This is a genomic window from Coleofasciculus sp. (genome assembly GCF_046565525.1).
Lineage (GTDB): Bacteria > Cyanobacteriota > Cyanobacteriia > Cyanobacteriales > Coleofasciculaceae > Coleofasciculus.
The window spans coordinates 20150-35151 of sequence record NZ_JBKHUP010000087.1 but is presented as its reverse complement, the minus strand read 5'-3'; the positions used below and the strand labels follow the sequence as shown (position 1 = coordinate 35151).

At 47.5% G+C, this 15002-nt stretch carries 9 protein-coding genes; 5 read left to right on the top strand and 4 right to left on the bottom strand.

The annotated features are described in order from the left end of the window. The 3 genes from ACLGGO_RS26220 to ACLGGO_RS26210 form a co-directional block, all read left to right on the top strand. On the top strand, nucleotides 1–2105 hold a 2105-nt coding region (locus ACLGGO_RS26220; protein WP_446421472.1), incomplete at its 5' end, for a hypothetical protein. Between the two features lie 154 nt (nucleotides 2106–2259). Continuing rightward, nucleotides 2260–4548, top strand: coding sequence for a tetratricopeptide repeat protein (locus ACLGGO_RS26215; protein ID WP_446421471.1), 2289 nt, complete (start codon nucleotides 2260–2262; stop codon nucleotides 4546–4548). 247 nt (nucleotides 4549–4795) lie between these two features. After that, entirely contained in the window at nucleotides 4796–6178 is a 1383-nt protein-coding gene (locus ACLGGO_RS26210) for a glycosyl hydrolase family 8 (RefSeq protein WP_446421470.1), read from the top strand. Between the two features lie 206 nt (nucleotides 6179–6384). Here ACLGGO_RS26210 and ACLGGO_RS26205 read toward each other — a convergent pair whose 3' ends face one another. Continuing rightward, nucleotides 6385–6543, bottom strand: coding sequence for a hypothetical protein (locus tag ACLGGO_RS26205; RefSeq protein ID WP_446339336.1), 159 nt, complete (start codon nucleotides 6541–6543; stop codon nucleotides 6385–6387). 57 nt (nucleotides 6544–6600) lie between these two features. On the opposite strand from ACLGGO_RS26205, the gene ACLGGO_RS26200 reads away from it, so the two are divergent. Then, nucleotides 6601–9210: a cellulose biosynthesis cyclic di-GMP-binding regulatory protein BcsB gene (locus ACLGGO_RS26200; protein WP_446421469.1), complete on the top strand. Its 2610-nt coding sequence runs from the start codon at nucleotides 6601–6603 to the stop codon at nucleotides 9208–9210. A gap of 91 nt (nucleotides 9211–9301) precedes the next feature. Next, nucleotides 9302–11926, top strand: a complete 2625-nt coding sequence (locus tag ACLGGO_RS26195) for a glycosyltransferase family 2 protein (RefSeq protein ID WP_446421468.1) — start codon at nucleotides 9302–9304, stop codon at nucleotides 11924–11926. Between the two features lie 252 nt (nucleotides 11927–12178). On the opposite strand, the gene ACLGGO_RS26190 is transcribed toward ACLGGO_RS26195, so the two are convergent. From ACLGGO_RS26190 to ACLGGO_RS26180, 3 genes are all read right to left on the bottom strand, one after another. Next, entirely contained in the window at nucleotides 12179–12379 is a 201-nt protein-coding gene (locus ACLGGO_RS26190) for a hypothetical protein (protein ID WP_446339330.1), read from the bottom strand. A gap of 3 nt (nucleotides 12380–12382) precedes the next feature. After that, nucleotides 12383–13780: a DUF4231 domain-containing protein gene (locus ACLGGO_RS26185; protein WP_446421467.1), complete on the bottom strand. Its 1398-nt coding sequence runs from the start codon at nucleotides 13778–13780 to the stop codon at nucleotides 12383–12385. Between the two features lie 264 nt (nucleotides 13781–14044). Further along, on the bottom strand, nucleotides 14045–14803 hold the full coding sequence (locus ACLGGO_RS26180; RefSeq protein WP_446339328.1) for a hypothetical protein: 759 nt from the start codon (nucleotides 14801–14803) through the stop codon (nucleotides 14045–14047). Between the last annotated feature and the right edge of the window lie 199 nt (nucleotides 14804–15002).

Here is a 15002-nt window from a genome sequence, read left to right as displayed (position 1 = left end):
CGCCCAACATTATCCCTATGCCCGGTACTGGAGCGGCTATGGGCATCAATTCCTACAACCCCACCTGGGGACAATCCTCTTCCTTTGCCCCAACTCCAAACTTTATACCTGCGTCAACTCTGGGCTTTCCTGGGGGAGCAAATCCTTACAATCCAGGAGGGGGACAAGTTCCCTACATGCCTCAAGCTGTCATTCTAGTACCCGTACAAACCATGGGAATGCCAATCGGGGGCAGCATCTATAATCCAGGAGGGGGACAAGTTCCCTATATGCCTCAAACCCTAATCCTGGTGCCAATACAATCCATGGGAGTCCCAATGGGAGCAAATCCTTATAACCCTGGAGGCGGGCAGTTTGCTTACATCCCCCAAACGCCGCAAGTTTGGTCAATGCCACCCACTCAAACTCCAGTTGGGTTTAATAGCTATAACCCAGGTGCAGGGCAGTTTTATTCCTTCCCCCAAAACCAAGTTCCCTTACCCGCACCGATTAACCCAAATTCCCAGAGTTTTAACGGCTACAACCCAGGTGCAGGGCAGTTTTATTCCTTCCCCCAAAACCAAGCTCCCTTACCTCCATCAGTTAACCCAAATTCCCAAAGTTTTAACGGCTATAATCCAGGTGTCGGGCAGTTTTCTTATCTACCGCAAAACCAAGTTCCCTTACCCGCACCAGTTAACCCAAATTCCCCAAGTTTTAACGGCTATAATCCAGGTGTCGGGCAGTTTTCTTATCTACCGCAAAACCAAGTTCCCTTACCTGCACCGATTAACCCAAATTCCCCAAGTTTTAATGGCTATAATCCAGGTGTCGGGCAGTTTTATTCCTTCCCCCAAAACCAAGTTCCCTTGCCCGCACCGATTAACCCAAATTCCCAAAGTTTTAATGCCTATAATCCCAGTGGAGGACAGTTTTATTCCCTGCCACAAACTCAAGCGGCGTTACCCCCAACGGTTAATCCTAACTCAAACGGGTTGAACGGGAATAATTCCTTGGCACAGTCTCCTTTCGTGTCACCCAATCCAGTCGTTGTACCCGGTACTCCTAACCCAAACCTGCTCCCTCCAGTGGAGACTCCTCAGTTTGACCCAACCCAGCCCAATCAACCAGCATCTTCCCTGCTACGCAGCACAGCGTTGCGAGATCCCTCCTTACAGTTCCAAGGAACTTATGTGGTACAGGGCGACTCATCGGTAGCGAGGGCGCGGTTGGCTGGAGTCTATCCCCTAACTCCTAGGGCGCTATTTGCTGCCACATTGGATTTAACCAGCGAAGATAGTGGCTTAGCTGATTCTCCCAACCAAGGATTAAACATTAACGAACTTTATTTTGCCACAGCTCCGTTTACCGATTTGCCGAATTTACGCTTTGTTATCGGTCAATTAGACTTAACCTCTTACTTTGATCGCAACAGCTTTGCTAAAGATGGCGTCACCCATTTCTTTAATCCCGTTTTTCAAACAAATCCTGCCCTAAGTGCTACTGGAATTTCCCCTCGCCCCGGCTTCTTGGTCAATTGGACACTGACTGACAATATTGAAGCCAAAGCGGCGGCTTTTTCATCATCGGCAAGTATCGGTGATTTTGCTTTAGATGGATTTGCTGGAGAAATTGGTCTGCGCTATGGCAATGGCATTATTCGCGGTACTTATGCTACTGATCGCGACGGGGGTTCAGAGACAGGATTTAACGAAATTTTCTCCATCGCACGCGGGGATAATAATTTTGGAATCGAAGAAGATGATCGGGAAGAGGCTTATGGTCTCAATGCTGAATATTTTATTCCAGAGTGGAATATGGGGGTCTTTGGTCGCTATGGTCGGTATATCAACCGCGAAATTGACGAAGCGGCTACGACCTATAGTTTTGGTGTTAGCTTTTTGGATGTATTTACCCAAAATGATCGCCTAGGATTAGGGTATGGTCAAGAATTATCGAATAACGAAAGTCAAGAAGATCCAGATGTTTTAGAGCTATTCTATGATTTCCGATTTTTACCCAATCTTCGTCTGGGATTTACCCTCCAGCAACGCAATAACTTCTCGGAAACGGATGTCGGTGTGCGCTTAAAAACCGAATTCGATGTAATTCCCCGAGGAAATTGAACAGAGCAGGGGGAGCAGATCCATTTGTAGGGGCGAAGCCTTCGCGCCCAAATCTATCGGTTTTCTACCAAAGTGTCAACGCGAATGCGAGAGCCCAATCCCCGGTTCGCCAATGACAAATGACGAATGACGAATGACGAATGACGAATAACAAATGACTAAACTCATTGGATTAGGACTAGCTGGATTAGTGATTAGCGCACCGATGGTTTACACCATACCGGCTGTTCATGCCCAAACAGTACCCACAGAAGTCCGCCAAGCCTTTTCACTGCTGAGTCAAGGACGAGTCCAAGACGCGATCGCGGCATTTGAGGCAGCGGTGCGGCGCTATCCTGATTCCTTGGATGCCAAGTTAGGTCTAGCGATCGCTCATCGACGACAAGGAAATGTTGATCAAGCGTGGAATGCCTATCAACGAGTATTGGCGCAAGACCCCACAAATGAACTAGCCTTAAAGTCGGTGGGTCTATTTGGCACTTATCGATCGGAATGGCAGGTTCAGGGAATTGAAGCACTGACCACATTACTGAATCTCAACCCCAACGATATCGAAGCCCGGGCTTTGCGAGCCAAACTCTACGGCTTTCAGCAACGATTTGCCGAAGCCTTGGCGGACTATCAAATTGTTCTACAAGGAAATCCCACACCGGATATTCTTCTCGGAGCCGCCGAAACCTTTACCAATAGCGGTGATTCGCAACGGGGATTGGAACTGTTTAACCGCTATCTGATGACAGGGGGACAAATTACCGGGTATCCTGCTGTTGCTTACGCCCGCGCCTTACAAGACACCGGGAATCCAGCGGCTGCGGTACAGGTTTTGGAAGGACAACTGCGATCGCCCCAACTCCTCTCTGATCCGCAGTTAGCCATCTTCACCCGAGCGGCCTTATCCCAAGCCTATCTTGCCAATCAGCAGCCGACTGAAGCGCTAAATGTCTTAACACCCCTGCAAGGAAATCCCAATGCTACCTTACCGTTAGCACGAGCCTTAAATGAAATTCGCAATCAGACGGGTAACCAAGCCCTGACCCAACAAGTAGCAAATCTGTACCGTCAGGCGCTCAATCAAACCCCCAATCCCGAACCCAAACTTTTGCGTGAAATTGCTGATATATTTAGTGGGTTACCCAACGAACAGCAAACCGCCCTAAATCTCTATCGGCAATTATTAAGCTTACAACCCAATGACCGCACCCTCTTAGTCAAGCAAGTGGCGTTGGAACGGGAACTGGGTTTAATTTCCGAAGCTGAACTCAAAGCCCGTCTATTGAGCGCCCTGCAACCGCTACCCGCCGATCCCAGTGAACGACAACTGATCGCCCAAGCCTTAGCCGGGATTGAACCCCCAGGACCGGAATTATTACCCATTTACACCAGTCTCCTCCAATCGGGTGTAAATGCTCCCTTCTTAAATTTCCGCATCGCCCAGATTTTGCTGGATAACAATAACCTACCGGGAGCAAGACAGGCGTTAGCGGCTTATGCAGCAACCCCCGCAGGTGCTGAAGACGTAGCCCCACAGTTGTTAGCCGCAGAAATTGAGCGTCGTGAAGGGAACTTAGAAGCCAGCGCCCAGCGCTACCAAGCCTTAATTGCCAGTAATCCTTCAGAACGGGATATTCTCAACGGGGCTATACGGGGGCTAGCGAATGTTCGGCTGCAACAAAATCGTCCCACGGAAGCCCTAGCCGTATTTGACCAGTTAATTGCCCGCAATCCCCAGGAGACGACATTACAACTAGCGCGTGCCAACCTAGCATACCAGGCGGATCTGATTTCTGAGTCCCAAGCCCAAGGGGTTCTCAACTATTGGTTACAGACTCAACCCGCCACCAATGCGCCTTCGGAGTTATTTACTCTGGTGGGAGCATTACCCCCGTCTCCCCAACGCGAGGCACTCTATAACAGACTACTTCAGATTGATCCGACGAACCTGCCTGTGCAAATCCGAGCGATTCAGCTTATCGCTCAACGCAGTCCCGAACAAGCCCGGGTTAGGGTAGCGCAACTGGTAGCGCGAGATCCTACTAACATCCGCAACTACTTCTTACAAGGGCAAATTGGTCAAGCTATCGATGATTTAGAACTAGCAGAACAAGCATACCAGTTAATTTTATCGGCGCAACCTGATAATCAAGAGGCATTATCAGCACTAGCTGGCGTTCGATTTCAACAACGACGATTGGATGAAGCCAGCAATCTTTATTCCCAAGCCTTGGCACTTGAACCCAATGATCAAGGGATTCGTCAGGCGATGATTAGTCTCAAACGGGTTCAAGACTATCAACTTGAAGCCTTAGCGGATTTGGAAGCGATACAAGTAGAGCAACTTCAACAAGGAGGAACCCTCAATCCAGAATTATCAAATCAAAGGCAACAAATTCAGGAAGACTTTTTACAACGACGAGGATTTCAACCCCCGTGGGAACGGTTTTGAATGGGTAGGGGCGGGTTTTACTGATAACATTCAGGTTCAATCACTAATGTAACTAAACCCGCCCCGATTTTATCCGTTTTATCCATCAACGACATCACCGGAGCTGGGCGAAGCATTTGGGTATAATATTTTGGACAAGTATCATCAGATAGCCCCCCAAATGCTTCGCCCCTACAAATGACGAATGACGAATGACAAATGATGAATGACGAATGACAAATGACAAATGACAAATGACAAATGACAAATGACAAATGACAAAGGAAAAATCATAGATTTGGGGGGAAAGTTGGCAAGGGTTCTTAAAAGCTGGGTTCGTAGTAGGCACTTTAGTGCCAGAAGCGCTTTAGCGCTTACTACAAGCGCTATGTTACTGCTGTTGAATCTCACCAGTTGTGTGTCCATAAAATTCTCCGAACCCGAACAGCCGGAAGCGTCTGTATCCCCTTCCCCACCCACAGCAACGGCTTCCCCGGTTGCTGATTTTCCAACTTTATCCCCATCGACGGCTATTCAGGATATACTCGAACAAAGCTGGGTCATCTACAAACAACAATTTATTCAAGAAGACGGGCGAGTGATCGACTACGAAGCCAGCGATCGCTCTACCTCAGAAGGACAAGCCTACGCTATGCTCAGGGCTGTATTGATTAATGACCCAAGCACATTTGCCCTTACCTTAAACTGGGCAGAAGAGAACCTGCATCGACTCTCAAAAACAGGCGAACTCGAAGACAATCTTTGGGTTTGGCTGTGGGGTCAGGACGATGAGGGAAATTGGGGCGCCATTGATCGAAATTTTGCCAGCGATGCTGATATTGATGCGATTACAGCATTAATTTGGGCATACCGCCGCTGGAATCGCCCGGAGTACCTAGAGTTAGCGCGAATCAAGTTGCGCGATTTGTGGGAGTATTCCACCATCGCAGGACCTGATGGGAAGCGTTATCTGCTCCCTGGACCAAAGGAAGCCTTTGTCCCGTCGCCATCGACGATTTATCTTAATCCGTCCTATCTCGCCCCTTATGCGTTTCGCCTGTTTGCTCAGGTTGATCCCGAACGAAACTGGCTGAGTTTAGTAGACAGTAGCTACTACGTCTTGGAGAACTCCTCTCAAGTTTCGGCGGTTGGGTTACCTAGTGATTGGATTGCTCTGGATTTCAAAACCAATCAATTCCAGTCCATACCCTCAAAAAGCAAACTGAAAAGCGTCTATAGCTTTGATGCGTACCGCGTCTGGTGGCGAGTCGCTTGGGATGCCGAATGGTTCCAATCAACCGAAGCGCTGAATTATCTGAAAATAGCAACTCAATATCTTCAAGACCAATGGCAATCGACCTCTCGCTTGCCTGCTCGAATTAACCTAGATGGAGAATCTTTGGTCAAATACGATGCAACCTCCCAATATGCCATGCTTTACCCAGCTATGCGCTTAATTAACCCCGCTATAGCTGAGCAAATACTGGAGGGTAAACTTTTACCGCAATACAATCAGGGAATTTGGGATGATGAATCTGCTTACTATACCCAAAACTTAGCTTGGATAGCACTTATATCACCCGACCTGGTTAAAAATTCTCAGTTTTTTCAACCCCAGCCGCAGTTTTCAGAGAAATCGATAAAGCAATGATACAGAGGTCGATAAGGTCTGTCAAGGCTTTAAACCGTTGAGAATTTATTCGTAACCCCGAATAATCGCATCTTAAATCAGGGTGGCATCCAGTCGAATACCGATTCAGAGGGCTAGAAAAATGTCACCACCGTTTCTACAAATAACCAGGTTAAGTCAACCTGTTACTCGTTGGACTGAAGCGGGAATGCTATCTACAGACAATCCTAATTTTGGCGGGTTCCGGGAATAAATGATGTCCCTTGCCATCGTTTATGGGAGCCTGTCCGTTTGGCAAAAGTCGTTTGGGTAGAGCAATAGCCAAACCCAACCGACCAAATTGGCTCGTTTAAACATCCCCGAATTCCAGATATCTGGAATCCCATAATTCAGTCCCCAAGCAATAGTAACTGGGCATTTCCATCAACCGTAAGAGTTCTCCTATGAAACGCCTGTTTCGCCACTTCCAATCTCCAACTCCTTCAAGCCATCGCGGACGTCAACACTCCAACCGTGTATCTAATGGAACACGACTCGGATTGTTGCTTCTGTGTAGCGTTTTAGTCGTCGGACTGGTGCTCACTACCAACTTTGCCGTCGCTCAAAGCGACAACAGCCTGCAAGAGCAGGAAGATCAGTTAATTCGCGAATACACCTTACCTACTGCTCCCGAGAAGGCGCCCGTTTACAAACCACTCCCGGCGTCCCCCCCGCAAAAATCCACATCGCCAACGCGCAAGCGAACGACGCCAGCACCCAGTCAACCGCCACCTCAGAACCAGCCCACTCGCTCGGCGCCAGCATCAAGCGCACCAGCGCGTCGCTCTCCGGCGTCATCCCCAAGGGAAGAGGAACCGGCACCAGCGCGTCGTTCTCCAGCACCATCTCCGGCTGAGCGCGAGGAAGAAACGGCGGATGCTGAACCCCTACCAACTGGGGAGTACATCCTCCAATTTAATCGCTCACCCATCGTGGGTAATCGCTTCCGCTTCCGAGGGGTATATTCCGAAGCTCGACTCGGCTTTACCCGTCCCCGAGGCTGGGAAATCCAAGGGGCTAAAGCTTTGATTCGTTTCCAACATTCACCCGCCCTGATTGCCAAGGACTCCAATCTCACGGTACAAATTAATGGCGCGAGTGTGGGTTCAGTTCCCCTTAACCGTCAACAATCGGAAGTTGGCAGCGTACTCTTCAATATCCGACCCCAACTGATTCAGGACTATAACGAACTGGTAATTGTCGCCCGACAGAGTAATGACGAAGAATGTAGCAATCCGGGTGATCCCACGCTTTGGACAGAAGTGTTACCCGATTCAGAATTACAGTTGGAATATCAGCCCCAACCGATTCCGCTCAACTTTAGCCGCTATCCCTATCCCTTCTTTGACGACCTCAGTTTAGATACCAATCGTATTGCTTATCTTCTGCCCAAGGTTAACGATACCTGGTTAACCGCCGCGTCTCGCTTTCAAGCCGGGTTAGGCAGAATGGCTGAATTCCGTCCCATTGACACGGAAATCATCAACGATTTGGAGGATGTGGAGTGGGGTCAACGGTTGATCGTCATTGGTACACCCGCCGAGCAACCGGTGTTAGCGGATTTGGATTTGCCCTTTAGCATCAGTGGCGACCAAATTTTAGATGGGAACCAAGTCCCTTTACCCGGTGACGTGGGTATCTTGATGATGACCACGACTTTAGATGGAGCCGTTCCCGTTTTAGTCGTGACCGGAAATAGCGCCGACGGTGTTGCCAAAGCTGCTCAGTTTTTAGTCCAGCCTGAGAGCCGTAAATTTGGCACAGGTCAAGCCGTATTAGTGGATAATCTCAAAGAGGTAGACACTCCATCACTCCGGAATTGGCCCGCTTATTTACCGGAAAAAAATTCCTTTACCCTCAGCGAAATTCAAACCAAAGCCAACGGTGATCCAGTTGAAGACATCACAGTACGTGGGTCAGCGGCGCCCCCGATTCTAATTGATTTTCACGCTTTGCCAGATGACCAATTTACGCGGGGGAGTTCCATGACCCTGCGCTATAGCTATGGTCCGCAAATCAATCCCCGTACCTCTGCGGTAGAAGTTTTACTGGATGGGACGTTTATCGGTGGGGCACGGTTAACCTCAGAAGACGGCGCCAAGCGAAAAAGCTTGAAAGTGGATCTGCCGCCTCACTTAATCAAACCTGATTCCCAACTGGAAGTAGCATTCCGACTCAATCCCAGAGAACCGGGCGTATGCGGTAACGTCACCGACCAACAATTGACAGGAACCCTCCATGCAGACACTAGCTTTAACCTAAACCGCCAACAATCGGTGCAACTCCCCGATTTAGAACTGTTGCAGGAAGGTTATCCCTTTGCGGCACCTCAGGATTTGTCCAGAACCGCGATTGTTGTGCCGGATTCCCCTAGTGATACGGATTTGCTGACGATGTTATCCTTTAGCGAACGTCTGGGACGACTCAGTAAGGCGGATTCGGTCAACTTGGATGCCTATACAACGACGACGTTGCCTGCTGAAGTACGCGAGGGACACCATTTGGTGGGAATTGGTACAAGAGAGCAATTTCCCTTTCCAGAGGTGTTTGATGGCAGTGGCTTCCGCTTGCAGGATGCTTTTTCTCGCCAGTGGAATCAAGGTCGCATTCAAGCCTTACCAGATAACGAAGGCATGATTAAGGAAATCATGTCGCCAGATAACAAAGAACGGGTGCTGTTGGCGCTAACTGCACAGACGGCGGATGGGTTGGAACGAGTGCGGCAGGTGATTAGCAAAGATCCTTGGTTCTTCCAACTACAGGAAGATACAGTCCTGATTAGCAGCAATCAGCAAGACGCAACTAGCTATGACCCTGATGCCTACACATTGGAATTCCTGGAACGTGCGCCCTCAACTCGTCGCGTTGAAAATACGGGACTTTTGAGTAAGGCGTCTCGCTTTATTCAAGATAACTGGTTCTTTTTACCGGCTGGCATTTTTGTCATCGCGCTGCTGCTGTATGGAATTTCTCAGTTCTATCTCAAGCGGCTTAGTGATCAAAAGAGTCATTAGTTATTGGTCATTTGTCCTTTGTCATTGGTCAGAGTTAGCCTTCTGCCTGGGAGCCTCCTGCTTTTTTATTCACTAACCCATACCGTTGAATATGTCTTCGTTTTCGTCTAAATTCCAGCGATTTCGTCCCCAACGTCCCTTCGCCACTGACTGGCTAGTTGATGGCGTGCCTGGGTTTTTTGACCGATCGCTGGCACGAATTGGCTTGAGCCATTTGAAATGGCTGGTTCTGTTTCTTCTGGTGATCTCGATTCCCTTGATTGTTACCCCACTCAAGGTTTGGCAACAGGGTATTGTTGCCGTTTTTCTTTTGGCGATCGGGCAAGTGGTTGTGCGGGCGGAAAACCGCGTTTCTGACAAACAAATTAGTGAGTACTACCACTTATTTTTAGTGTGGTTGAGTTTAGTGACCACATCTCGCTATCTCTACTATCGCCTCAACTACACGCTCAATTTTGATACCTTTCTCAATGGCTTATTTTGTGTGCTGTTGTTGGTGGCTGAACTCTATGCCATCCTGACGCTAGTTCTGGCGTATTTTCAAACCCTGCATATTCAAGACCGTGAACCGGTCGATTTGTCGGCATATCCTCAAGACCAGTGGCCCAAGGTGGATATCTATATTCCTACCTACAACGAAGATGTGGAAATTGTCCGCAAAACTGCAATAGGAGCCATGGCAATTGACTATCCAGATGACAAAAAACATGTGTATGTTTTGGATGATGGTCGAGCCGAAAAATATAAAGCTCGTCGCGAGAAGTTGCGGAAAATGTGTGAAGAAGTTGGCTGCACCATGATGACGCGGGATAGTAACGAACATGCCAAGGCGGGGAATATTAATACCGCGTTTCGCCGCACGCAGGGGGATTTGGTGATGATTCTTGACTGTGACCATATTCCGCTGCGAGATTTTCTTAAACATACCGCCGGCTTCTTTTTTGATCCAAAAGTGGCATTTGTGCAAACACCTCACTGGTTTTTCAATCCTGATCCTTTTGAACGGAACTTGCGTACAGATGGCAGGATTCCGGTTGGTAATGAACTTTTTTATAAGGTACTTCAAAAAGGGAATGACTTTTGGAATGCGGCTTTTTTCTGTGGTTCAGCAGCGGTAATTCGTAAAGAATATGCCCTACAGATTGGTGGGATTGCCACGGAGACGGTGACTGAAGATTGTCACACGGCATTCCGACTGCATTCTCTGGGATACAAGTCGATTTACTATGACAAAATTATGATTGCGGGTCTCGCCCCGGAGAACTTTTCCTCCTATGTGGGTCAGCAAGTCCGGTGGGCGCGGGGTATGGCGCAGATTTTGCGGATTGAAAATCCAGTGCTCAACCGTAAGCTAAATTTGACGATTCCACAGCGGATTTGTTATTTCAGCGCCACGTCTCACTTCTTCTACGGCTATCCCCGACTGATTTATGCCCTCGCGCCTACCCTGTTCTTACTGTTTGGACTCAACCCAATTCAGGGTTTGGGATTAGAAACCTTGGCGTATGCGTTTCCTCATATCCTTCTGTCCCTGAATGCTAACTACATTACCTATAAGCATGTACGCTTTTCCTTCTGGAATGAAATCTTTGAATTTGTCATGGCATTCCAGGCGGGCTATGTGACAACGATGGCGTTAATTAATCCCAATTTGGGTTCTTTTAACGTCACGGACAAAGACATGACCCTCGTCAAACGGGAATTTAGCTTCTCCAACTTTGATTGGCAATCTGTACGGGGGCTTTTAGGTGTTACCGCTTTTGTGTTGCTGGCGTTAGGGTCAGTTCCCTTTTGGTTAATCCTGCGTCCGGAGGATGCAGAGGCTGTTTTGGTTAACGCCTTATGGTGTATCTTTAACATGGTTTTATTAATGGCAGCATTACTGGTTGCCTTTGAACAACCGCAAGAACGTACCGCCCACCGCTTACGGCGACGGCTTGGGGCAACGATTTACAGCTATGACCAAAGTTGGAGTGGCGTGAGTCTGGATGTTTCGGAAACGGGAACTCGCATGATCCTAGAAGTCAAAGGTCAACCCAATTTACCCGATGAAATTGAAGTTGAATTAGTGGGTGATTACGGGGCTAGGGTGATTATGGAGGCTCAGATTGTGGTGGCAAAGTCTATCAATGATCATCAAATGGAATTGGCGGTTAAGTTTATTAATGTCACCCAAGCACAGCGAGATAATTTAACCTTAGTGACGTATTCTGACGTTAAGGAATGGTATTCGCAAACACGGGAATATGTGGATAAACCGTTGCAGTCTTTAGGATTTTTGGCTACAGGTCTTTTCCGTGCATTCCAAGAATTTAAAGTGGAAAAAGGGAGTGCCAAAGTCCGCAAGCGGGTTCAAGCCTCAGCTCAACTGTTTTGGGAAGGAGACTTTTATTTGGCAACTGTGACAGCAATTGGCACGGGAAGCTTGCAGTTGGAATTGGATGATTCTATCACATCGAATGCTAAATTACTTCAACCCAATAACTTAAATAAAATGCAGCAAGAAAAACCCTTAGTTGGTTTGCTTTTAAGTCAAGATCCCCTAAGCCAATCGCGGGAGCGATTTTTAACCCAAATCCTCTCATTAGAAATCTTGGTTCCTGGTGATAGCAGTAGTTCTGCGCCTAAGAAAATTGCTCTAGAGTTAAGTTTTCCTGAGCAATTTAAGGATCGGCAGGCGGCTAAAGTTAAGGAGCTAGTTAGAGTATTGCATTGATGATAGCCCTTAGTTTTCACGGTATGTGGCGCAACGATGAGTGTAGAGACGTTGCATGCAACGTCTCTACTTTTCGGTTGCACAAAAGATGTGACTAAACCCGCCCCGATGCAGGTTTCTAGAACTTAAATACTGCTAACTAAAGCGCTGAAGTGGGAAGAACAATTAATTGAACTGTATTGATTCCCACCCCATTTGGAGTCAAGACAGCACCTGTCCAATCCGATGAGCCAGTGCAGCTACATTGTTCCCTTATCGACTTACCAACTGTTGAATCACAGAGGTTTGCTGCTCAATCACCGTCGTCTGCTTCTGAGACAGAGCAATCAAAGATGTAATTGACTCTTGTTGCGCCTCATGCATCGTTTGCATTTCTTTAATCTGTTCTTTAAGCTCCTGGATTACTTCTTTGAGTTCCTGAAGTTGAAAAAAAACTTCTTCTGTGGGTTCCATACCTTAACCAATTACCGCTTTAGCTTTATCAACATACTTAGAAAAAACATCCCAACCGTTATAGCCACCATTCACCAATTTTCTGACTTTGCGCCAATCTCCCACCTTTGCGGCAGTGGCGACTCCTCTATCTTTGAAGTAACAAGCTAGTATCTTAGCAGAAATTGTCGGGTCAAGAGCTAATTCAGGATTATTCTCCAAATCAACCCCCAATTTTTGCCCATAAGTGCGATAATTCGCTCGACCTGTAATCTGAATATAGCCTCTCCCGTGATACTTCGCCCCATCCCCCGGTTGCACATTCCCTAAATCACGGCGTCCTTCATAATGTTTGGTAAAATATTTGGGTCCACCAAACTCATTAATTGGCTTAAACCCGTTAGTTTCTACCCGCACTGTTGCCAGTAAACCAATCAGCACCTGCTTATCCAAGATTTCATAGTTTTGTAGTGCCTCCAATACCCCAGGTAAATATTTCTGGCAATCGACTAGGGGACAATCCATAATTTTTGCCGCTTGTTCCGGTGTAATCAGTTGGGGTACAGCCGATTTGGCAGGCTCACTGCTCCCTTTACCGTTTGAAGATTCCTGCTTTTTCGGTTCTTCCGGTTCTTCTTCTTCAAACCAAGCCATCGCGGCGGCGCCTAAAATAGGCAAGTCCTCTAAAGTAACCGAAGGGATTGGCTGGACGTCTTCCTCATTGGTTGCATCCGGTTCCGGCGGTGCTGAAAATTCACCTTGCAAAAGCTTCTGCTCTTCCTCCCAGCGGCGTTTCTCCGCTTCCCGCCGCAATTGCGCTTGATACTCCATTTGCTCATTGAGATTGCTCAGAGCTAGCTCGGCATTTTGAGCGACTGTTTCTGCTGTCTTTTCCTTGCTCTTCTGTTCTTTTTCTTCAAACTGACTCACGAAACCCTGCACGTCTTTCTGAATTAGCTGCTCAACGTGATAGGCAAAAGTGGAATAAGCGTCGTCGTGGGATTCAAACTGGCTGTAGGGTCCAGCCATTTGCAGGAATTGCCAGCCCTCAATTTTCATATTTTCTGCTGTATTACGGAATTGTTTGTATTTTTCTCCATGAGAGAAAAACTCTTCAACGGCGGCTGAAATGGCTACGGCTTGACTCAAGCCGAACGCTGACCATCCGACAATTTCCTTGATCCTAGGATTAGTACTGTTGAATCCCACCATGGCAGGGACGATAACACCGCCGATAATCGTCAGTAGCCTCAGCGAGTGATGGCGATCGCGTTCCTTTGTTGCCCGTCCTTCCAACCACAGCACTTGATCTAGCCATCGGGATTTCATAAACTCCTTTTTCAAGGGGGGTAAGTCAGTCTCATCGATTAATTTACCCAGGTGGTTCCTAAGATATTGACTATAAGAGTTCTTTTTTGCCACGTTCTATACCTTGATCTGCAAGAGTCTATATAACAAGGGTGGGCTTAAGACAGTATCAAATGACCCAACGAATGATTGATTTTAAGTAACAAACGATTCAGACAAGACTTAAAGCAGGTCAGCAGCAAATGTCTCAGTTAACTCATTTTTATTATGTCATAACAACTCTTGGATTGGCAGCAATTTCCTGATTACACATACTCTAAAACCTAGGGTTTAACCGCGTCAATACCAATACTTATTCCTACCTTATCTGGAGTTAATTTATTCTGACAATACATCTGGCGGTAAAGAGAGCATCTGCCCAATCAGAGGAGCCAGTGCTGCTGCACCTTTACTCATCTCAATAGCGTGCAAAAGTCCCGATGCTACTAAATCTATAGCTCGCTCATCCGTTACCTCTCCCTGCAACGCGGCTGCCAATTTATCCGCCGTTCGTCCACTCCCGGCTAAGACAATCGCAGGTCGCTTGGCTTTCACACTTTGCGCCACATCCTGCCAGGTAATCTCGCCGCCATTCACAACAATCGTAACTGAGGGTAAACCTTTTGCTAAATGACTACCAATCTGAGATAACCAGGGTGATTCATCTCCCCAATTGCCGCCTGGAACTAATACAAAGTGCGTGTGATTGGGTTCTAGCATCTCCGCATCAGCATTCACATTCTTAACACCAGGAAGGATAACTGTACCAATGGCGGCGACACCAATTAAGGGGAATGTCGCACGAATCTTTGTCCGCGCTTGACCAATAAATTGCATAATCCCCGCATCCGTACCCCCATCCACAACTGCCATTCCCAGTTGTTCAGCTAGAGGCGCAATCACTTCGATAAAAAGATGTCGCAAATCATTTTTGTCAGACTCACTAATCTTACTCGCCCCACCCACGAGGGCTAGGGTAGGGCGTGGTTGGTCGAGACCAAGCTGGTGCAACGCCGTCCTCAAGGCAGTAAAACTGTGGACTTGAACAACATGGGCTGTCAGGTTATTGTTAAAGGTCAAAGTATTGGTGTTTTCCATTTAACTAAATCTAGGGAGAGAATATTTCAACCATCAGTTTAATCGTGCCGCGAGGGCAATGGTCTGAGGATTAAGCCACGTCAATCATGATGATTAATAAGGATGGGTTACTCCAGTGAACTTGGTAACCCATCCTTCACGGCTTTTCCCTCTATTTAGTATTCCCAGTTGTTTGCTTCTTTCACAAACAAGTTGCACT

What these genes read in the sequence shown, in the direction of transcription:
- ACLGGO_RS26180 (WP_446339328.1), bottom strand. Translation starts at nt 14,803, where the DNA reads ATGGAAAACACCAATACTTTGACCTTTAACAATAACCTGACAGCCCAT.
- ACLGGO_RS26195 (WP_446421468.1), top strand. Translation starts at nt 9,302, where the DNA reads ATGTCTTCGTTTTCGTCTAAATTCCAGCGATTTCGTCCCCAACGTCCC.
- ACLGGO_RS26215 (WP_446421471.1), top strand. Translation starts at nt 2,260, where the DNA reads ATGACTAAACTCATTGGATTAGGACTAGCTGGATTAGTGATTAGCGCA.
- ACLGGO_RS26205 (WP_446339336.1), bottom strand. Translation starts at nt 6,543, where the DNA reads ATGGGATTCCAGATATCTGGAATTCGGGGATGTTTAAACGAGCCAATT.
- ACLGGO_RS26210 (WP_446421470.1), top strand. Translation starts at nt 4,796, where the DNA reads ATGACAAATGACAAAGGAAAAATCATAGATTTGGGGGGAAAGTTGGCA.
- ACLGGO_RS26190 (WP_446339330.1), bottom strand. Translation starts at nt 12,379, where the DNA reads ATGGAACCCACAGAAGAAGTTTTTTTTCAACTTCAGGAACTCAAAGAA.
- ACLGGO_RS26200 (WP_446421469.1), top strand. Translation starts at nt 6,601, where the DNA reads ATGAAACGCCTGTTTCGCCACTTCCAATCTCCAACTCCTTCAAGCCAT.